The sequence below is a fragment of the Methylobacterium variabile genome (assembly GCF_001043975.1).
GTDB classification, from domain to species: domain Bacteria; phylum Pseudomonadota; class Alphaproteobacteria; order Rhizobiales; family Beijerinckiaceae; genus Methylobacterium; species Methylobacterium variabile.
Genome location: NZ_LABY01000047.1, coordinates 53,208 through 72,791 on the forward strand (window position 1 = coordinate 53,208; position 19,584 = coordinate 72,791).

At 73.4% G+C, this 19,584-nt stretch carries 18 protein-coding genes; 10 read left to right on the plus strand and 8 right to left on the minus strand.

The features are described 5' to 3' along the window. Positions 1-461: 461 nt before the first annotated feature. The 4 genes from VQ02_RS07945 to VQ02_RS07960 all read left to right on the plus strand — a co-directional run bounded on the left by VQ02_RS07945 (position 462) and on the right by VQ02_RS07960 (position 3,989). Complete coding sequence (locus VQ02_RS07945) at positions 462-1,142, plus strand: Crp/Fnr family transcriptional regulator (RefSeq protein ID WP_048443639.1); 681 nt, start codon at positions 462-464, stop codon at positions 1,140-1,142. A 23-nt stretch (positions 1,143-1,165) separates the two neighbouring features. Continuing rightward, positions 1,166-1,687 (plus strand): FecR domain-containing protein, encoded by a 522-nt coding sequence (locus tag VQ02_RS07950; protein ID WP_048443640.1) that lies wholly within the window; start codon positions 1,166-1,168, stop codon positions 1,685-1,687. A 14-nt stretch (positions 1,688-1,701) separates the two neighbouring features. After that, positions 1,702-3,567 carry a CHASE2 domain-containing protein gene (locus VQ02_RS07955; protein ID WP_048443641.1) on the plus strand — a complete coding sequence of 622 codons (1,866 nt, stop codon included), beginning with the start codon at positions 1,702-1,704 and terminating at the stop codon, positions 3,565-3,567. Between the two features lie 104 nt (positions 3,568-3,671). Next, on the plus strand, positions 3,672-3,989 hold the full coding sequence (locus tag VQ02_RS07960; RefSeq protein ID WP_048443642.1) for a hypothetical protein: 318 nt from the start codon (positions 3,672-3,674) through the stop codon (positions 3,987-3,989). A 258-nt stretch (positions 3,990-4,247) separates the two neighbouring features. Here the strand turns inward: VQ02_RS07960 and VQ02_RS07965 are convergent, their stop codons facing one another. Both VQ02_RS07965 and VQ02_RS07970 read right to left on the minus strand, forming a co-directional pair. After that, on the minus strand, positions 4,248-5,171 hold the full coding sequence (locus VQ02_RS07965; RefSeq protein WP_083469111.1) for an SDR family oxidoreductase: 924 nt from the start codon (positions 5,169-5,171) through the stop codon (positions 4,248-4,250). Then, on the minus strand, positions 5,168-5,812 hold the full coding sequence (locus tag VQ02_RS07970) for a TetR/AcrR family transcriptional regulator (RefSeq protein ID WP_053080281.1): 645 nt from the start codon (positions 5,810-5,812) through the stop codon (positions 5,168-5,170). The genes VQ02_RS07965 and VQ02_RS07970 overlap by 4 nt, the downstream gene beginning before the upstream one ends. Positions 5,813-5,893: 81 nt before the next feature. On the opposite strand from VQ02_RS07970, the gene VQ02_RS07975 reads away from it, so the two are divergent. Genes VQ02_RS07975 through VQ02_RS08000 form a run of 6 tightly spaced genes read left to right on the plus strand, consistent with a single transcriptional unit; the run spans position 5,894 to position 13,396 of the window. Beyond that, positions 5,894-7,504: an acyl-CoA carboxylase subunit beta gene (locus tag VQ02_RS07975; RefSeq protein ID WP_048443643.1), complete on the plus strand. Its 1,611-nt coding sequence runs from the start codon at positions 5,894-5,896 to the stop codon at positions 7,502-7,504. Continuing rightward, positions 7,501-8,286, plus strand: coding sequence for an enoyl-CoA hydratase/isomerase family protein (locus tag VQ02_RS07980; RefSeq protein ID WP_048443644.1), 786 nt, complete (start codon positions 7,501-7,503; stop codon positions 8,284-8,286). The genes VQ02_RS07975 and VQ02_RS07980 overlap by 4 nt, the downstream gene beginning before the upstream one ends. A gap of 2 nt (positions 8,287-8,288) precedes the next feature. After that, positions 8,289-10,244, plus strand: coding sequence for an acetyl/propionyl/methylcrotonyl-CoA carboxylase subunit alpha (locus VQ02_RS07985; RefSeq protein ID WP_048443645.1), 1,956 nt, complete (start codon positions 8,289-8,291; stop codon positions 10,242-10,244). After that, positions 10,241-11,152, plus strand: coding sequence for a beta-keto acid cleavage family enzyme (locus VQ02_RS07990; protein WP_209436982.1), 912 nt, complete (start codon positions 10,241-10,243; stop codon positions 11,150-11,152). The genes VQ02_RS07985 and VQ02_RS07990 overlap by 4 nt, the downstream gene beginning before the upstream one ends. Beyond that, the gene (locus VQ02_RS07995; protein WP_048443646.1) at positions 11,149-11,784 is read left to right on the plus strand and encodes a glutathione S-transferase family protein; all 636 of its coding nucleotides are present in this window, start codon (positions 11,149-11,151) and stop codon (positions 11,782-11,784) included. The genes VQ02_RS07990 and VQ02_RS07995 overlap by 4 nt, the downstream gene beginning before the upstream one ends. Before the next feature lie 22 nt (positions 11,785-11,806). After that, positions 11,807-13,396 (plus strand): class I adenylate-forming enzyme family protein, encoded by a 1,590-nt coding sequence (locus VQ02_RS08000; RefSeq protein WP_048443647.1) that lies wholly within the window; start codon positions 11,807-11,809, stop codon positions 13,394-13,396. 150 nt (positions 13,397-13,546) lie between these two features. On the opposite strand, the gene mnhG is transcribed toward VQ02_RS08000, so the two are convergent. The 6 genes from mnhG to VQ02_RS08030 are packed head-to-tail and all read right to left on the minus strand — an operon-like array spanning position 13,547 to position 19,568. Then, positions 13,547-13,888, minus strand: a complete 342-nt coding sequence (gene mnhG, locus VQ02_RS08005; RefSeq protein WP_048443648.1) for a monovalent cation/H(+) antiporter subunit G — start codon at positions 13,886-13,888, stop codon at positions 13,547-13,549. Further along, on the minus strand, positions 13,885-14,169 hold the full coding sequence (locus tag VQ02_RS08010; protein WP_048443649.1) for a K+/H+ antiporter subunit F: 285 nt from the start codon (positions 14,167-14,169) through the stop codon (positions 13,885-13,887). The genes mnhG and VQ02_RS08010 overlap by 4 nt, the downstream gene beginning before the upstream one ends. After that, positions 14,166-14,654, minus strand: a complete 489-nt coding sequence (locus VQ02_RS08015) for a Na+/H+ antiporter subunit E (protein WP_048443650.1) — start codon at positions 14,652-14,654, stop codon at positions 14,166-14,168. Before VQ02_RS08015 ends, VQ02_RS08010 begins: the two co-directional genes overlap by 4 nt. Continuing rightward, positions 14,651-16,255 (minus strand): monovalent cation/H+ antiporter subunit D, encoded by a 1,605-nt coding sequence (locus VQ02_RS08020; protein ID WP_048443651.1) that lies wholly within the window; start codon positions 16,253-16,255, stop codon positions 14,651-14,653. Before VQ02_RS08020 ends, VQ02_RS08015 begins: the two co-directional genes overlap by 4 nt. Next, positions 16,252-16,635, minus strand: coding sequence for a Na+/H+ antiporter subunit C (locus tag VQ02_RS08025; protein ID WP_048443652.1), 384 nt, complete (start codon positions 16,633-16,635; stop codon positions 16,252-16,254). Before VQ02_RS08025 ends, VQ02_RS08020 begins: the two co-directional genes overlap by 4 nt. Then, positions 16,635-19,568 (minus strand): monovalent cation/H+ antiporter subunit A, encoded by a 2,934-nt coding sequence (locus VQ02_RS08030; RefSeq protein WP_048443653.1) that lies wholly within the window; start codon positions 19,566-19,568, stop codon positions 16,635-16,637. Before VQ02_RS08030 ends, VQ02_RS08025 begins: the two co-directional genes overlap by 1 nt. Positions 19,569-19,584 lie beyond the last annotated feature (16 nt).

Consider the following 19,584-nt stretch of genomic DNA (forward strand, 5'->3'; position numbering starts at 1 on the left):
CGTAACACAGGCACCCCATGGCGAAAATATTTGATACCAGATCTGAACTCGCTATTTTATCAACGCTCCATCCATTCACATTTTTCAGTCGCACAATGAACTTTCTGGATTAAATAATAGTTAATTCATTGCAGAACATTTGATATGTTCGGATTGCAATATATTATCTGCCAAAATATCGCTGCACATCCATGTCTCCGGCATGACGTGTGTTGCACATCGCGGAAATGTCGCGGTCGTTCGATCCGGCTGGCCGCCGTGCTGGCATCCGGCTGATCATCGCGGTCGCGCCGACACCGGCCTGCATGGCTGGATGCCGCCCTCGCGGCGGACCGGCCGCACCCGCCGCCACAGCGGCACGTCGCGCCGTGGGACCCCAGGCGGCCGACGAACCGCGCAGCTTGCGTTAGCACCTGCAGCACGCACATAAGCCTGGGCGTAGAGATCCGGGAGGCGATTCGATGAGCGCGCCGCACGGGCTGGTCCGGCTCCTGGCCGCCAACGCGTTCTTCGCCGAGATGGGTGAGGAGGCGATCACGGCCATCGCTGGCCTTTGCCGGACGCGCAGCCTCGCGCGACACGAGACGCTGTTCCAGAAGGGCGATCCGGGCGACGCGCTCTACGCTCTGCGCCGCGGCCAGGTCCGCATCGCAACAGGCACCGCCGACGGGCGATCCGTGACGCTCAACCTCCTCGGGCCGGGCGACGTCTTCGGCGAGATCGCCCTCCTCGACGGCCACCCGCGCACGGCGGAGGCGATCGCGCTCGAAGCGACCGAGCTCTTCGTCATCGAGCGGCGGGACTTCCTCGGCCTCCTCACGCGCGACGCGGCGATGGCGATCCGGATCATCGGGTTCCTGTGCCAGCGACTGCGCTGGATGAGCGATCGGATGGAGGAGGCCACCCTGCTCCCCCTCGACACCCGGCTGGCGCGGCGCCTGGTCATGCTGTCCCAGGATTACGGTTCGGAGATCCAGGTGACGCAGCACGAACTCGCCGCTTTCGTCGGCGCGGCGCGGGAGAGCGTCAACCGCGTCCTTCAGGGCTGGCGCCGCTCCGGTATCATTGATCTCGGCCGTTCGCGTGTGACCGTGAAGACCGCCCAGCGCCTGGCCGCGATCGGCGAGCAGCCGCGGATCTGAGAGCAGCAGAAGGGGTTCACCGCATGAGATTTTTCGCCTGCGCGGCGAGCGCCCTCGCCATGACCCTCGTCGCGGGAACGGCTCTGGCCCAGACGCGCTGCGCCGAGGAGACGCGGTTCGATCCGCCCTTGCGCGTCCTTCGCTGCACCGATGGACTGGTGCTCGAGACCGAGCAGGGAAGCCGGCTGCAGCCGATCGACCGGAACGGCGACGGGCGTCTCGAGGGCGCCGAGCTCGGCGGCCGCGCCGTCCTCGTCACGCTGCCCCCGGGCCGGCGTGTCCAACGGGACGGCTTCCAGATCCTGACGCCCCACGCGATCGCCTCGGTGCGCGGCACCGTCTACGCCGTCGACGTGACCGGCGACCGGACGTCGGTCTTCGTATCGCAGGGGCGCGTCGCCGTCGCGCGGCGGCGCGCCCCGGAGACATCGGTCACGCTCGGCGCGGGCGAAGGGGTCGACGTCGACGCGGATCAGGGCCCGCTCGAGGTGCGGCGCTGGCCGCAGGAGCGCGTCAGGGCCCTGCTCGAGCGCTTCGGGCGCTGACGGTCGTCGGTCCGATGCCGACTGCCGAGACCAGACGGCGCCGCCGAAGCGACCGGCGCTTCGCGCTGGTCGCCCTTGCCGCCGTGCTCGGCTGGAGCGGCTGGCTCGTGCACCAGCACGTCACCGGGCGCGCGACGCCCCTCGACCGCGTCGAATCGGCCCTCACGGACCTGCGCCTGCGGCTGGCCGGACCGCGCCAACCACCCGCCGACGTCGTGATCGTCGCCATCGACGACGAGGCCGTTCGGCGCGAGGGAGGGTTTCCGGTCTCGCGCGCGGCGATGACGCGCCTGATCGAGACGATCGCGGCGGCACACCCGCGCACCCTCGCCGTCGACGTCCTGTTCCTGGAAGCCGGCCGCCAGCCGGAGGCGGACCGCGCGCTCGGCGCCGCTCTCGCCAAGGTGCCGGCGGTCCTGGCCGCGGCGGCCGTCTTCGGCGGCAGCACGAGCGAGGATGGCATCCCGGTCGCCGCCGCGCTGCACCGGCCGACCCCGGAGATCGGCCGCGCGGCGACGTCCGGCCTCGTCAATGTCTCCGAGGATGCCGCCGGTGTCCCGCGGCACCTCCCCCTCGTCGTGAGGACGGGCGAGGACGTCGCCGTGGCCTTCGTGCTGCGTGCGGCCGCCCTGGCGGCGCGGAGCGATCCGGTCGTCAGCCAGGATGCCGTGCGAATCGGGACCGCGACGATCCCGCTCGACCTCGGCCGCCACCTCCCTCTCCGTCCCTACGGGCCGCGGCGCACGATCCCGACGGTGAGCGCCGCCGCGCTCGTCGACGGAACGGTTCCGCTCTCCGACCTGACGAACCGCATCGTCGTGGTCGGCGTCACGGCGCTGGGCGGGAGCGACACCTTCGCCACGGCCTTCGATCCGGTCATGCCGGGCGTCGAGCTCCTGGCGACCGGCATCGCCCACCTGACGACAGGCGGTGGGCTGGTCCGCGATGCGGGCGTGCGGCGGCTCGACGCCGTCGCGGCCGTCGGCCTCGCCGCCGCGGCCGCGCTCCTGATTGCTCTGGCACCGCCCGGCCCGGCGATCCTCCTCGTGCTCCTCCTCCTGGCGGCGTGGCTGGCGGCCGGCGCCGTCGCGTTCGCCTGCGGCCTGTGGTGGAGCGCCGCCCTGCCGCTCGCGGCGGCCGGGATTCCGGCGCTGGCCTGCGCGGCCGCGCGACAGGCCCTCGACCGCCGCAGGGCCACGGCGCTGGCGCGGTCGGAAGCGGCGCTGCGCCGGCTGCAACCCGCCGCGCTGGCGGACCGCCTCGCCTGGGATCCGGCCTACTTGGCCGTGCCCATCGCCCGCGAGATCCCGGTGCTGTTCATCGACCTCACCGGGTTCACCCGCCAGAGCGAGCGTCTCGGCCCGGGCCGCACCCGCGCGGTGCTCAAGTCGTTCCACGACCTCGTCGATGAAACGGCGGCCCGGCACGGAGGCCTCGTCGTCAACTTCATGGGCGACGGCGCCATGATCGTGTTCGGCGCGCTCGATCCTGATCCCGCCTCCGGCGCCCATGCGGTCGCGGCGGCGGAAGACCTCGTTGCCCGCACCGCCGACTGGATCGCGCGCGATCCCGAGCTGGCCGGCGCCGGGCGCGCCCTCGACGTGCGGATCGGCGCGCATTATGGGCCGGTGATCCTCTCGCGGCTCGGCAGCGACACCAACCAGCACATCACGGCGACGGGCGACACGGTCAACGTCGCGAGCCGCCTGCTCGCGGTGGCCTCGGAGGCGAGAGCCCGCCTCGCCGTCAGTGCCGACCTCCTGGCAGCAGCCGGCATCGACGCACCGGGCGACCGCTTCGACGTGCGGCAGGCGACGGCCATCCGCGGCCGCGCGCAGACCCTCGACGTGTGGTTGGGGCGCGGCCGGCGGCCGTCATAGGAAGCCGGGGGATGCGAGGAGCCCCGAAGGCCTGTGTGACCTGGGTCACGGTCCGAGGGCGGGATCGGACCCAGAGTGGCGTCACCCCAACAGGGAGACGCACCATGACGACGATCTCGACGAAGATGATGATGGCGGCCGGCATCGTCCTGACGACGCTGGCCTGCACTACCGACCATGCGGAGGCCCGGGGATTCGGACGCGGCGGGTTCGGCCACCACGGCGGCTTCAGATACCACGGCGGTTTCAGGTCCCGTGGGTTTGGTGACTACGGGCGCTTCTACCGCCACGGCTACCGTCACCGCTTCGGAGGCCTGGGCTTCGGCTATCCCTCGGGCATCGGCATCCTGAGCGCCTATGACGGCGGCTGCCGCGTGGTCTTCAGTCCGGCACTCGGCGGTTACGCCCGGGTTTGCGGCTGACCGCACCCGCGCCTCAGCCTGGCCACAGCAACCTACCGCCGCCGTCGGTCTGCCGGTTCCGAGGCTCGGCGGCGCAACCTGACACGAGGGAGCGGCCGGCCTGACCCGGCCGCTCCCGGCGTCCGGATGCCGAAGAGACCCGCCTCACGCCGGACGGTCCCGCGGCCACCTCCGAGCGGATCCGCCCGGGATGCGCATCTCGGCGGCCGTGCCCCGGCGATGCCAGGGCTCGCGCTCAGCTCAGCGAACCCGGACGGCTCAGCCGCCCGCCTCCCGATCCGCCGGGACCGCCTCCGGAGCCTCCGCCCGCCGGACCAGGGCGGGGTCGACGAACAGGTCCGGCGCCAGGGCCGTGTCGGGATCGACGCGGTAGGCCGCGAAGTCGCTCACGCCCTCGGCGCGAAGGACGTCCTCATCGATGAGGAACTGCCCCGTGAAGGTGGAGGCCGGCTTCAGGACGATCCGGTAGGCGGCCTCGGCCACGATGTCGGGCGTGCGGCTGGCCCGCATCATCGCGTCGCCGCCGAGCACGTTGCGGACCGCCGAGGTCGCGATCGTCGTGAGGGGCCAGAGCGCGTTCGCCGCGATGCCGCGACCGCGCAGCTCCGCGGCGAGGCCCAGCACGCAGAGAGACATGCCGTACTTCGCCATCGTGTAGGCGAGGTGCGGCGCGAACCAGTCCGGCCGCAGATCGAGCGGCGGGGACAGCGTCAGGATGTGGGGATTGGCGCTCCGCTTGAGGTGGGGCAGGGCGAGCTTGCTGACGAGGAAGGTCGCGCGCGCGTTGACCTGATGCATAAGGTCGAAGCGCCTCATGTCGGTCGACGGCGTGTCGGTCAGCTGGATGGCGCTGGCGTTGTTGACCACGATGTCGATCCCGCCGAAGCGCTCCGCGGTCCGGGCCATGGCCTCGGCCACCTGCGCCTCGTCGCGCACGTCGACGACGAGCGGCAGCGCCGCGCCGCCGGCCTGCCGGATCTCCTCGGCCGCGCTGTGGATCGTGCCGGGCAGCCGGGGATGGGGCGCGTCGGTCTTCGCCGCGACCGCGACGTTGGCGCCGTCGCGGGCCGCCCTGAGCGCGATCGCGAGCCCGATGCCCCGCGACGCGCCGGTGATGAACAGGGTCTTGCCCCGCAGGGTCTCGCCGCGCAGGTCGCGCGTCCCGCCGTGTCCGTCGCTCATGCTCTCCTCCCGCCGATCGCTGTCCAGAACAGGGCAAAGAAACGATCGATCTTGTCCGGTCCGGCGGCGCGCCCCGCGCCCATGCCGCCGAGGCCCGCGTGCTCGATGCCGCCGAAGAACAGGTCGCGCGCCAGGCCGAGGTCGAGCCCGGGCGCGATCTCGCCGGCCTCAATCCCCTCGCGCAGCAGGTCCGTCAGCAGGCGCGTGTAGCGCCGGTTGAGGGCCTGGAGGTCGCCGGCCGGATAGTCGGGTGCGGCGCGCAGCTCCCGCACCAGCAGCCGGCCGATCGCCGCCTCCTCGGCGAACAGGCGGAACTGCCGGGCGGTGAACCAGCGCAGGCGCGCCTCGGTGCCGGACAGCTCCGCCAGGGCGGCCTCGATCTCCCCGATCAGCGCGCCGTACCACTCGCCGATCACCCGGGCGAGCAGATCCCGCTTCGTCGGGGCGTAGAGGTAGAGCGTCCCCTCCGCGACCCGCGCGCGCCGCGCGATCTCGGCCACCGAGGTGCCCTCGAAGCCCCGCTCCTCGAACACGGCGCGCGCGGCCGCGACGATGTCGACCTCGCGGTCGCGGTTGTGCACCAGGGCCCGGCGCCGGCCGGGGGGCCGGTTCCGGAGCGGAATGGGGATCTCGTCATTCATGATCCCGACAGTTGACAGGACCCGGCGCGCTGTCAAGATAATGAGCGACGCTCATAATGCGATGACCCAGGGAGAGAGACGATGCCGCCGATCCTGTCCGGGGTGGATCCCGGCAGCCCGGAGGGCTGCGCCAACCGGGCGGCACACCTCGCCCTGATCGAGCGGATCCGTCTGCTGGAAGCGCGGGTCGCCGCCACCTCGGCGCGCGCCGAGACGCGGTTCAAGGCGCGCGGCCAGCTCCTGCCGCGGGAGCGGGTCGGCCTGCTCCTCGACGCCGAGGCGCCCTTCCTCGAACTGTCGCCGCTCTGCGGCCTCGGCCTGCACGAGGACGACGGCGAGGACGAGGTCTACGGCGGCGGCTGCATCGCCGGCATCGGCTTCGTGTCCGGCGCGCGCTGCGTGGTGCTGGCGAGCGATTCCGGCATCAAGGGCGGGGCGGTCCATCCTCTCGGGGTCGACAAGCAGCTGCGCGCCCAGGAGATCGCGCTCCAGAACCGGCTGCCGCTGATCCAGCTCGTCGAGAGCGCCGGCGCCAACCTGCTGCTCCAGTCCGAGATGTTCGTGCGCGGCGGCGGCATCTTCGCCGGGCTGGCGCGGCTCTCGGCGGCGGGCGTGCCGGTGATCTCGGTGGTGCACGGCTCGAGCACGGCGGGGGGCGCCTACCAGACCGGGCTTGCCGACTACGTCGTGATGGTGCGCGGCCGCTCGAAGGTCTTCCTCGCCGGGCCGCCGCTCCTGCGCGCCGCGACCGGCGAGATCGCGGACGACGAGGCGCTCGGCGGCGCCGAGCTGCACTGCGTCACCACCGGGCTCGGCGAGTACCTGGCCGAGGACGACCGGGACGCGCTGCGGATCGCCCGGGAGATCGTGGCGGCGATCGGCTGGGCGGCGGCCCCGGCCTCCCGCGCCGGGCCTGAGCCGCTGCACGACGCCGAGACGCTCCTCGCCGCGGTGCCGCCGGACCACCGCCGCCCCTACGACGTGCGCGAGGTGCTGGCCTGCCTGGTCGACGGCTCGGACGTCCTCGACTTCAAGCCGCTCTACGGCCCGCACACGGTCTGCGCCCATGCGAGCGTCGCGGGCCACCGGGTCGGGATCCTCGGCAACAACGGACCGATCGACGCCGCCGGCGCGACGAAGGCGGCGCAGTTCATCCAGCTCTGCTGCCAGGCCGGACTGCCGCTCGTGTTCCTGCAGAACACCACCGGCTTCATGGTCGGCACCGAGGCCGAGGCGTCCGGCATCGTCAAGCACGGCTCGAAGATGATCCAGGCGGTCACCAACGCGACCGTGCCGAAGATCACGATCCAGATCGGCGGCTCGTTCGGCGCCGGGCATTACGGCATGTGCGGCCGGGCCTTCGGGCCGCGCTTCATCTTCGCCTGGCCGAACAGCCGCACCGCCGTGATGGGCGGCGAGCAGGCCGCCCGGGTGATGACGATCGTCGGCGAGGAGGCGGCCCGGGCCCGCGGGCGCGAGCCCGACGCGGCCCGCCTGGCGACGCAAGGGGCGGCGGTGAGCGCCGCCTACGACCGGGAGAGCACCGCGCTCTTCGCCACGGCCCGGCTGTGGGACGACGGCCTGATCGATCCCCGCGACACCCGCCGGGTCCTCGCCTTCTGCCTCGACACCTGCCGCGAGGCCGAGAGCCGGCGGCTCAACCCCAACACCTTCGGAGTGGCCCGGCCGTGACCCTCACCCTCGAGCGCCAGGGCCCGCACCTGCGTGCCACCCTGGACGATCCCCCGACCCGCAACGCCCTCTCGGCCGCGATGGTGGAGGCCCTGCACGGGCTGCTCGCCGGGATCGAGGCCGACGCGACCCTGCGCTCGCTCACGCTGACGGGCGCGAACGGCAGCTTCTGCGCCGGCGCCGACCTGAAGGGCGCGTTGCCTGCGCTCGACGCGCCGCCCGGGCCGGACGATCCGGTGCGCGCGCTCAACCGGGCGGGCGGGCAGCTCTTCGCGCGGCTCGACGCCTGCCCGGTGCCGGTCGTCGCGGTGGTCGACGGCCCGGCGCTCGGCGGCGGCCTCGGTCTCGTCGCCTGCGCGGACCTCGTCGTCGCCACCCCCGCGGCGCGGTTCGGCCTGCCGGAAGCGGGTCTCGGCGTTCCGCCGGCCCAGATCGCGCCCTACCTGGTGGCCCGGCTCGGGCCGGCCCGGGCCCGGCGCCTCGCCCTGCTCGGCGAGCGCCTGGACGCCGAGGCCGGCCTCGCCATCGGCCTCGTCGACATGACCTGCGCGCCGGGCGAGGTCGAGGTGCGCCTCGCCGGGATCCTCGCCGGCATCGGGCGCGGCGCCCCTGGCGCCTTGCGCACGACGAAGCACCTGCTGCGGAGCGCGGCCTGGCCGCCCGGGGACGGCTTCGTCGAGGAGGCCGCCGCCCTCTTCGCCGCGGCCCTGCGCGGCCCGGAGGGCCGCGAGGGCGTCGCCGCCTTCGCGGCGCGGCGGAACCCCGCCTGGGTCGGAGGCTGACGATGACCTTCTCCACCCTCCTGATCGCCAACCGGGGCGAGATCGCCTGCCGGATCATCCGGACCGCCCGGGCCCAGGGCTACCGCACCGTTGCGGTCTACAGCACCGCGGACGCCGATGCCCGCCACGTGCGCGAGGCGGACATCGCGGTCCCGATCGGACCCGCGCCGGCCCGCGAGAGCTATCTCTGCGCCGAGGCGATCGTGGCGGCGGCGGTGCGCGCCGGGGCCGATGCGGTCCATCCCGGCTACGGCTTCCTGTCGGAGAACGCCGAGTTCGCCGAGGCCTGCGAGGCGGCCGGCCTCACCTGGATCGGCCCGCCGCCCGCTTCGATCCGGGCGATGGGCGACAAGGCCTCCGCCAAGCGCCTGATGCGCGAGGCCGGGGTCCCCTGCGTGCCGGGCTACGACGGGGAGGACGACCGCGACGCCACCCTGGCGGCCGAGGCCGAGGCGATCGGCTACCCGGTCATGGTCAAGGCCTCCGCCGGCGGGGGCGGGCGGGGCATGCGCCTCGTCCACGCGGCCTCCGACCTGCCCGAGGCCCTGGCGGGAGCCCGGGCAGAGGCGCAGGCGGCCTTCGGCAGCGGGCGGCTCCTCCTGGAGCGCGCCGTGGTCGGGGCGCGGCACGTCGAGATCCAGGTCTTCGCCGACCGCCACGGCGCCGTGATCCATCTCGGCGAGCGGGACTGCTCGGTGCAGCGCCGTCACCAGAAGATCATCGAGGAGGCCCCCTCCCCGGCCGTCGACGCCGCCTTGCGGGCCCGCATGGGGGCCGCGGCCGTCCGGGCGGCGCAGGCCATCGGCTATGTCGGGGCCGGCACGGTGGAGTTCCTGCTCGACCGCTCGGGGGACTTCTTCTTCCTCGAGATGAACACCCGTCTCCAGGTCGAGCATCCGGTCACCGAGATGGTCACGGGCCTCGATCTCGTCGCCCTGCAGCTCGACGCGGCGCAGGGGCTGCCCCTGCCCCTCGGGCAGGACGAGGTCCGCCTCGACGGCCACGCCATCGAGGTCCGCCTCTATGCCGAGGACCCCGCGGCCGGCTTCCTGCCGCAGACCGGCCTCGTGCGGCTGTGGCGCCCGGCGCCGCCGGAGATGGCGCGGGTGGATCACGGCCTGCGCGAGGGGGCGGCGGTGACGCCGTACTACGACCCGATGCTCGCCAAGGTGATCGCCTGGGGGCGCGACCGCGAGGAGGCCCGCCGGCGCCTGATGCGGGCCGTCGAGGCCACGGTGGTGCTCGGCGTGACCACGAACAAGGCCTACCTGCTCGCCGCCCTCGACTGGCCCGACTTCGCGGCCGGCGCGTCAACGACGGACTCGGTCGCCGTCAACGCGGCGCGGGACGCGACCATGTCGGCCGGCGCCACGCCGGCCCTGGCCTGGGCGCTCGGCGCGGCGCTCCTGGCCGGCGGCGCACCCGGGACCGGGCCGGCCTGGCGAGCGACCTCCCTGTGCCTCGCCCGCGGCGAGGAGGAGGTGCGGGTCGGCCTCGCCCGCAGCGGCGAGGGCTGGCGGATCACCCTGCCGGGCGACCAGCCGGGGAGGCCGCACGAGATCGCGGTGCTCGCGTGGTCGGGCGGCCGGGTGTCCTACGCGGCGGACGGCCTCCTGCGGCACGCCTTCGCGGAGAGATCCGGGGACCGGCTCGATCTCGACCTCGGCGGCGGCGGCCTCACGCTCCTCGACCGGACCCGCGCGCCGGCCGCGGAGCAGGGCGCGGCGCAGGGCGGCGCCGTGCGGGCGCCGATGAACGGCACCCTGACGGCCGTGTCCGTCGCCGCCGGCGACCGGGTCGAGCGCGGCCAGCTCCTCGCCACCATCGAGGCGATGAAGATGGAGATGCGCGTGGCCGCCCCCCTGTCCGGCACCGTCTCGGCCGTGCCGGCCCGCGCGGGCGCGGCGGTCGCCGCCCGGCAGGTCCTCGTCACCATCACCCCGGAGGCCACCCCGTGAGCGACATGGCCAAAGCGATCATCACCTGCGCGCTGACCGGCGTGCTGACCGACCCGCGCCAGCACCCGGTCCCGGTCACCCCCGAGGAGATGGCCCGGGAGGCCCGGCGCGCCTTCGACGAGGGCGCCGCGGTGATGCACGTCCACGTCCGCGACCAGGGTGCCGGCCGCGGCCACCTGCCGTCGTGGGACCCCGAGGTGGCGGGCGCCGTGGTGGCGGCGATCCGGGCCGCTTGTCCGGGCGTCGTCATCAACCTGACGACGGGCGTCGTCGGCCCCGACATCGCGGGCCCGGCCGCCTGCCTGCGCGCCCTGCGGCCGGAGATCGCCGCCTGCAACGCCGGCAGCCTCAACTACCTCAAGGCGCGGCGCGAGGGCGGCTGGGCCTGGCCGCCGCTGCTGTTCGACAACCCGGCCGAGAAGGTCGCGGCCTTCCTCGCCGTGATGGCGGAATGCGGGGCGCAGCCCGAATGGGAGTGCTTCGACACCGGCATCGTGCGCTGCGTCGACCTCTATCGCCGGGCCGGGCTGCACCGGGGCCGGGCCCGCTGCAACCTGGTGATGGGCGTCGAATCCGGCATGCCGTCCGATCCGGAGCTGCTGCCGATCCTGCTGCGGCTCCTGCCGGAGGGCGCGCGCTGGAGCGTCACGGCCATCGGCCGGGACGAGGTCTGGCCCCTGCACCAGCGCGCGGCGGAACTCGGCGGCGACCTGCGCACCGGCCTTGAGGACACCTTCTACCTGCCCGACGGCAGCCGCGCGGACTCGAACGGGGCGCTGGTGCGGGCCCTCGCCCGCACCGCCCGCGAGGCCGGACGCGCGATCGCGAGCCCGGAGGAGGCCCGCGCCGCCCTTGGTCTCGCGGGACTTGGGCTCGCGGGACCCGGGCTCGCCGGGGAGCCCGCATGATCGCGCTCTACCATTGCCAGAGCGCCCGCTCGTTCCGCGTCCTCTGGATGCTCGAGGAGCTGGGCCTCCCTTACGTGCTCCACCTCCTGCCCTTCCCGCCCCGGGTGCATCGCAAGGACTTCCTGGAGCTCAACCCCCTCGGGACGGTGCCGCTCCTCGTCGACGGCGCCGTGCGGATGACCGAAAGCGCCGCGATCTGCCAGTACCTGGCGACCCGCGGCGGCCTGACGGCCCTCGCGGTGGAGCCCGGCGAGCCCGATCACGGCGCCTACCTGAACTGGCTGCATTTCGGCGAGGCGACGCTCACCGTGCCGCAGACGCTGGTGCTGCGCTACCGCGTCCTGGAGCCGCCCGAGCGGCGCCAGCCGCAGGTCGCCGAGGACTACGCCCGCTGGTTCGCGGCGCGCCTGCGCGTGCTGACCGCCACCGTCTGGGACCGCGAGCACCTCTGCGCCGGGCGCTTCACCGCCGCCGACGTCTCGGTCGGCTACGCCCTGATGCTCGCCCACGCGGTCGGGCTCGCCGAGACCCTTCCGCCCCCGGTCCAGGCCTACTGGGACCGGCTCCAGGCCCGACCCGGCTTCTCCCGCGCACTGGCCCAGCAGAACGGCCCGGCGCCCCCGTTCGCATGACCAATCCCGGAGGAACACGCCCATGTCCGCGACCACGACCACGTCCAAGCCCCTTCCCATCGCCGCGACCCTCGCCGATCTCCTGCCGCTGCTGGCCCGGCACCATCCCGACCGGACCGCCCTGGTGATGGAGGACCGGAGCCTCACCTACGCCGAGCTGGACCAGGCGGCCGGGCGCCTGGCCGGCGCGCTGGCGGCGCGGGGCGTGATGCCCGGCGACCGGATCACCCTGCACGGCCCGAATTCCTGGCAATGGGTCGTCGCCTACTACGCCGTGCTCCGCAGCGGCGCCATCCTCAACCCGCTCAACCTGATGCTGACGCCGCCCGAGGTGGCCCACGCGGTGCGCGATTGCGGTGCCGGGATCGTGATCACCACCGCCGCCTCGGTGCCGGGCCTGTCGGGGCTGCGCGAGGCTGGCGTGCGGCTCATCGCCTGGGGCGGCGAGGCCCGAGAGCCCGGCGAGGAGCACGAGGCCGAGGCCCTGGAGCCGCTCACCGCGGCGGGGGCGATGCTCGAGCCGCACGCCTGCGATCCCGGGGCGCCGGCGATGATCTGCTACACCTCGGGCACGACGGGGCTGCCCAAGGGCGCCGTGCTGACCCATCGCGGGATCCTCCACAACGCGGCGGCCATCGCCACGATGTTCGTGATGGACCGGAACGACGTCATGGTCTCGGCGATGCCGCTGCCGCACGTCGGCGGCCACGTGATGATGAACGCCGCCTTCCAGCGCGGGATGCGGCTGGCGCAGTTCGGCCGGTTCGACCCCGTCCGCGTCCAGGACGCGGTCGCACGGCTCGGCGGCACGATCTTCTTCGGCGCGCCGGCGATGTTCCTGATGGTCACGGCGGCGCCCGGCTTCGCGGCGGAGGCCTGGCGCTCGCTGCGGGTCGCCGCGATCGGCGGCGCCGGCATGCCGCCGGAGCAGATGCGGGCGGTGGAGCGGGCCCTCGGCCACCGGCTGCTCGAGCTGTGGGGCATGACGGAGCTGTCGGGCGTGGGCGCCGCGTTCGGCCCGCTCACGCCGAACAAGCACGGCTCGATCGGCGTGGCGGTTCCCTTCGTGCAGCTGCGGATCGGCGCCCTCGACGACGATGCCGTCACCGTGCCGCCGGACGAGCCCGGCGAGCTATTGGCGCGGGGGCCCAGCGTGATGCAGGGCTACTGGAACAACGCCGCAGCGACGGCCGAGACCCTGACCGGGGACGGCTGGCTGCGCACCGGCGACATCGCCCGCATGGACGCGGACGGCTGCATCTTCGTGGTCGACCGCCGGAAAGACATGATCCTGTCCTCCGGCTACAACGTCTACCCGGCCGAGCTGGAGCGGGTCCTGTGCGAGCACCCGGCCGTCGCGACGGCGGCGGTCGGACGGCAGCCCGACCCCGTCAAGGGCGAGATCGCCAAGGCCTACGTGGTCCTGAAGCGGGAGGGCGAAGCGACGATCGAGGAGCTCGAGGCGTTCTGCCGGCACTCCCTCGCCGCCTACAAGGTACCGCGGGCCTTCCAGTTCGTGAGCGATCTGCCTCGCACGCCCTCGGGCAAGGTGCTGCGGCGGGAGCTGTGCAAGCTCGACGGCGGGGATCCGGCACGCTCGGCGGCACCATAGCCGGCCCGTCGAGGCGTCCCGCCCCCGGACGACGGTGCGAGGCCCTGCAAGGTTCGGCGCCGCCGATGGCGGCCCGGCGGCTCGCGTCGCGGTTCGGCGTCCGGATCAGGAGGCCGCACCCTGGCAGGGACCGCCGCCGCCCGCCAGGCGTCAGAGCTTCGGTGGAGCGCCGGGATTGCCCTCGTGACGGTCACGGTGCGCGGCGGCCCGGGCGAGAAGCAGCAGCGTGACGGGCGTGGTCACGGTGAGGAACACGCCGATCAGCGCGTCGCGCAGGACGAGGCGTCCCTCGAGCAGCGAGAGCAGCAGCATCGAGCCGCACAGGATCAGGGCCGTGCCCAGCGTCGCACCGAGGGTCGGGGCGTGGACGCGCTCGTAGAAGGTCCTCAGGCGGACGAGGCCGAGGGCGCCGGTCAGCGAGAAGGCCGCGCCCGTCAGGGCGAGCGCGACGACGAGCCAGGCGGCCCAGACGGGCAGGTCGGCGCCGGTCACTGGATGACCTCGCCCTGCATCAGGAACTTGGCGAGCGCGACGGTGGCGGTGAAGCCGATCATGCCGATGATCAGCGCGGCCTCGAAGTAGAGGCCGCTGCCGGTGCGCATGCCGTGGACCACGATCGCCAGCATGCCGTTGAGGTAGAGGGTGTCGAGGCCGAGGATGCGGTCGTGCGCCCGCGGGCCGCGCAGCATGCGCCAGGCGGCCAGCGCCATCGCCAGCACGAGCGCGCCCTGGGCAAGGCCGAGGCCCCAGTCGAGAATCGCCGCGGCGCTCATGCGAAGATCTCCATCAATGGCCGCTCGTAGCGGTCCTTCACCCGCCGGATCCAGGCGTCCCCGTCCGTGTAGTCGAGCACGTGCATCAGCAGGCGCCCGGTGTCGGAATCGTACTGCACCCAGAGCGTGCCGGGCGTGGCCGTGAGGATGATCGACAGGACCGCGAGGCCGAACGGCTCGCGCAGGTCGAGGGGGATCGCGACGAAGCCCGTCCGCCGCTCGCCCCGGCGCAGGCCGAGGATGATCCGGGCGACGTCGATGTTGGAACGGACCATGTCGTAGAGGACGATGACCGCCAGCCGCGCGAGCAGGCCGGGCGCGCGCACCCGGACCGCCCGCGGGCGCAGCGCCCGCATCACGTGGGGCACAGCGAGACCGACCATCAGCGCCAGCAGGATGCTGCCCGGCGTCGGCGGCGCGTTCAGGAGGAGCCAGGTCACGCCGAGGGCGGCCGACAGCACCGGATAGGGCAGGATCCGGTTCACGGGGTCGCTCCCGGAGCGTCGCCGAGCACGGCGCCGACATAGGCCTGCGGCTGCGCGAGCCACTGCGCCGTCGCGTCGGCGTAGGACAGCGCGGGGCCGCCCCACAGGGCGAGGCCCAGGCAGGCCGCGAGCAACCCGGCGAGGGCCGTGAGCTCGGACAAGCGCAGGACCGGCGGCGAGCCGTCGTGCGGGACCCACAGGTTCAGGATGCCGAGCCGCACCATCGGCATCAGCGTACCGAGGCTGGAGAGCGTGAGGACGGCGATCAGGCACCAGCCCGAGGCCGTGATGGCGCCGGTGGCGAGGCTCGAGAAGATCGCGAGCTTGCCGACGAAGCCCGGCAGCGGCGGGACGCCCGCGAGCACGAGCGTGCAGAGGAGGAGGCCGGCGCCCAGGATCGCGACCCCGGCGGGGATCTCGCGGCCGATCTCGGTCGCGTCGGCGTCGTCGAAGGGGTCGCGGTACTCGTCGGCGAAGACCGGCTGGGCGGCCTCGACCGGATCGCGGCCGCGCTGGAGGATCTCGGCCAGCAGGAACAGCGCGCCGGCCGCGAGCGTCGAGCCGACGAGGTAGTACAAGGCGCCGGCGAGCGCCCCGTCGCTCCCGGTGCCGAGCACCGCCAGCACCGTGCCGGAGGAGATCATCACGGCGTAGCCGGCCGCCCGCGTGAGGTCGCGCGCGGCCAGGATGCCGACCGTGCCGTAGGCGATCGTGGCGAGCCCGGCGGCGAGGATGGCGCCCTGCCCGAAACCCTCGGACGGCCCCGCCCCGAACAGGAGCAGGCTCAGGCGCAGCACGACGTAGACGCCGACCTTCGAGAGGATCGCCAGGACCGCGGCGGCGGGCGCGCTCGCCGCCGCGTAGGTCGTCGGCAGCCAGAAGCCGAGCGGCCAGGCGCTGCACTTGATCAGGAACGCGACGCCGAGGATCGCGCAGCCGATCTCGAACAGGGCCAGATCGCCGGGGGTGGGGCCCGCGAGCCGGCGGGCGAGGTCGGCCATCGTGAGGGTGCCCATCGTGCCGTAGATCAGGCTCACGCCCACGAGGAAGAACAGCGAGGCGACGAGGTTGACCGCGATGTAGCCGAGGCCCGCGCGGATCCGCGTCTCGCCCGAGCCGTGCAGCACGAGGCCGTAGGAGGCGGCCAGCATCACCTCGAAGAACACGAACAGGTTGAACAGGTCGCCGGTCAGGAAGGCGCCGTTCACGCCCATGAGCAGGAGCAGGAACAGGCCGTGGAAGCGCGGGCCGGCCCGCCCCCAGCGGGCGAGGGAGAACACCAGGGCGCAGAGCCCGAGCACGCCGGCGAGCAGCAGCATCATCGCCGAGAGCCGGTCGGCCACCAGCACGATGCCGTAGGGCGCCGCCCAGTTGCCGACGCGGTAGACCTCCGGCGCGGTCCCGGCCCGCCCGACGAGAACCAGGGCGATCCCGATGAGCGCCACCACCGTGGCAAGGCTCAGGACCGCCTTGAACCGGTGCCGGCGCTCGTCGAGGAGGAACATCACCCCCGTGACCGCGATCGGCAGCACGATCGGCAGCACGACGACGTGGTCGGCCCAGGCACTCGCGGCGGAGGCGTTCATCACCGGCGGGCTCATGGGTGCGGGGCTCCCGGGTGGGGATTTCCCGGGTGCGGCTCGCCCTGGTGCGGCTCGCGCCCGTCGACGTGGTCGCTGCCGGTGACGCCGCGGGCGGCGAGCAGGACCACCAGGAACAGGGCGGTGAGCGCGAAGCTGATCACCAGGGCGGTCAGCACGAGGGCCTGCGTCACCGGATCGTCGACGAAGACGCTGTCGGTGCCGGCCCCGAGCACCGGCGGCGCGCCCACGGTCAGGCGACCCATGGCGAAGATGAACAGGTTGACGGCGTAGCTCAGCAGCGACAGCCCGAGGACGACCTGGAAGGTCCGCGGGCGCAGCATCAGCCACACGCCCGCGGCGGTGAACACCCCGATGCCGGCGGACAGCACGAGCTCCATCAGGCGGATTCCTTGCTGCCGGCGGCCCGCTCGGCCTCGGCCTCCGCGACGCGGGTGCGGCGCAGGGACTGGTGCGCGAGGGCGACGAGCATCAGGGCGCTCGCGCCGACCACCAGGACCATGATGCCGAGATCGAACACCAGGGCGCTCGCGACCGGGACCTTGCCGAGGATCGGCAGCTGCCAGTAGGCGAAGTAGGCGGTCAGGAACGGGCGTCCGAACAGCCAGGAGCCGGCGCCGGCGAGGACGGCGACGAGCAGGCCGAGGCCGATCCAGGCGATCGGCTGGATGCGCAGGCGCTCCTCGACCCATTGCGCGCCGCACGCCATGTACTGGAGCATGAACGCGATCGTGAGGGCGATGCCGGCCGCGAAGCCGCCGCCGGGCAGGTCGTGCCCGCGCAGGAACAGGTGCAGCGCCAGCATGACGATGAACGGGAACAGCCAGGTCATGACGAGGCGGGGCACCAGCAGCGCGTCCGCCGCGGTGTGACCCGGCTCGCGGCCCTCGCGACCGCGGTCCTCGGCGTCGTGGCGCAGCTGCTGGGCCGGCCGTTCCAGGCTGTCGGGGGCGGGGCGGAAGCGGCGCAGCAGCGCGAACACCGTCAGGCCGACGATGCCGAGCACGCAGATCTCCCCGAGGGTGTCGAAGGCGCGGAAATCGACCAGCAGCACGTTGACGACGTTGCGCCCGCCGGCCTGGGGGTAGGCTTCCTCGACGAACCACCGGCCGATCCCGTCCACCGCCGGCCGGGTCATGACCGCGTAGGCGATGCCGGCGAGGCTCGAGCCCGCGACGACCGCGATGCCGAGGTCGACGATGCGGCGCCGGCGCGCCCGGGCCCGCTCGGAGACCGGGATGGGGATCGCCCGGTCGCGCTTGGGCAGCCAGCGCAGGCCGAGCAGCAGCAGCACCGTGGTGACGATCTCGACGAGGATCTGCGTGACCGCGAGATCGGGCGCGGAGAGCCACAGGAAGGTGAGGCTGCTGACGAGCCCGGCGCCGCCGACGAGGATCGTCGCCGACAGGCGATGGTACTTCGCGCGCTCCGCCGCGCCGACCGCGCAGGCGGCGCCCACCAGCCACATCAGGGCGAAGGCCGGATCGAAGGCGGTCGCCCGGCCCGGGGCGAGCAGGTCGAGCCCGTGCACGGCGCCCGCTGCCGAGGCGGCCGTGAGGGCGGTGAGGAACAGGATGCGCAGCTGCGGCTGCAGGCGCTCCGTGCCGGCCTTCGCTTCCAGCGCCCGGGCGCCGGTCACGAGGCCGGTCATCCCGCGCTCGAACAGCCAGCCGCCGTCGAGCCGGTGCATCAGCCACGGACCGCCGCGGGGGTTGGTGTTGATGCGCCGTCCGAACGCGACGTAGAGCGCGACGCCGCCGGCCAGCGCCAGCACGCTCATGGCGAGCGGCGCGTTGAAGCCGTGCCAGATCGCGAGGTCGTAGTCCGGCATCCGGTCGCCGAGGACGGCCCGCGCCGCGCCGGCCAGCGCCGGCCCGATCGTGAGATTCGGAACGAGGCCGATCGCGATGCAGACCAGCACCAGCGCCTCGATCGGGATGCGCATCCAGCGGACCGGCTCGTGGGGGGCGTGCGGCAGGTCGCGCGGGGGCGGCCCGAAGAAGGTCTGGCGGATGAAGCGCAGCGAGTAGAGCACCGTGAAGGCGCTCGCCAGCGTCGCCAGCACCGGCAGGGCGAGGTTGAGCAGGTGGTCGCCCGTGTTGTCCACGGCTTCGGCCAGGAACATCTCCTTGGACAGGAAGCCGTTGAGCAGCGGCACGCCGGCCATCGCCGCGGCGGCGACCATCGCGAGCGTGCCGGTATAGGGCATGGCGCGCCACAGCCCGCTGAGGCGGCGCATGTCCCGCGTCCCGGTCTCGTGGTCGATGATGCCGGCGGCCATGAACAGCGAGGCCTTGAAGGTCGCGTGGTTCACCGTGTGGAAGATCGCCGCCACGACGGCGAGGGGCGAATCGAGGCCGAGCAGCAGGGTGATCAGCCCGAGATGGCTGATGGTCGAGTAGGCGAGCAGCCCCTTCAGGTCGTGCTGGAAGATCGCGCTCCAGGCCCCGACGAGCATGGTCGCCATGCCGGCCGTGCCGACGATCCAGTACCAGCTCTCGGTCCCCGACAGGACCGGCCAGAGCCGGATCATCAGGAAGATGCCGGCCTTCACCATCGTGGCCGAGTGCAGGTATGCGCTGACAGGCGTCGGCGCCGCCATCGCCCGCGGCAGCCAGATGTGGAACGGCAGCTGCGCCGACTTGGTGAGCGCCCCGGCGAGGATCAGGACCAGGGCCGGCAGGTAGTAGGGGCTCGCGCGGATCGTCGCGCCGGCGGCCAGGACCACGTCGAGCTCGTAGCTGCCGACGATGCGCCCGATGAGGACCGCGCCGACGAGCAGGCAGAGACCGCCGGCGGCCGTGATGGTCAGCGCCATCCGGGCCCCGTCCCGGGCCGAGGCGTTGTCGGACCAGTAGCCGATCAGCAGGAACGACACGACGCTGGTCAACTCCCAGAACGCGACCAGCTGGATCAGGTTGCCGGAGAGCACGATGCCGAGCATCGCGCCCACGAAGGCGAGGAGATAGCAGTACAGGCGCGGGACCGGATCGGCGGCGTCCATGTAGTAGCGGGCGTAGAGCACGACGAGCGCGCCGATCCCGAGCACGAGGACCGCGAAGATCCAGGCCAGCCCGTCGAGCCGCAGGACGAGGCGGACGCCGAGGGCCGGCAGCCAGTCGACGGCCCAGACCACCGGACCGGCGCCGGTGGCCAGGGGATAGAGCAGCCCGATGCAGGCGAGGCTCGTCACCGTGACCAGGCCGGCGACGCCGGCGGCGGCGTTGCGCGCATGGCCCGGCAGGCAGATGGCGACGACGCTGCCGAGGAACGGCAGGATCGCCGCTAGGATGAGGAGCAGTTCGGGCGGCATCGAGACAGGGGCAAAA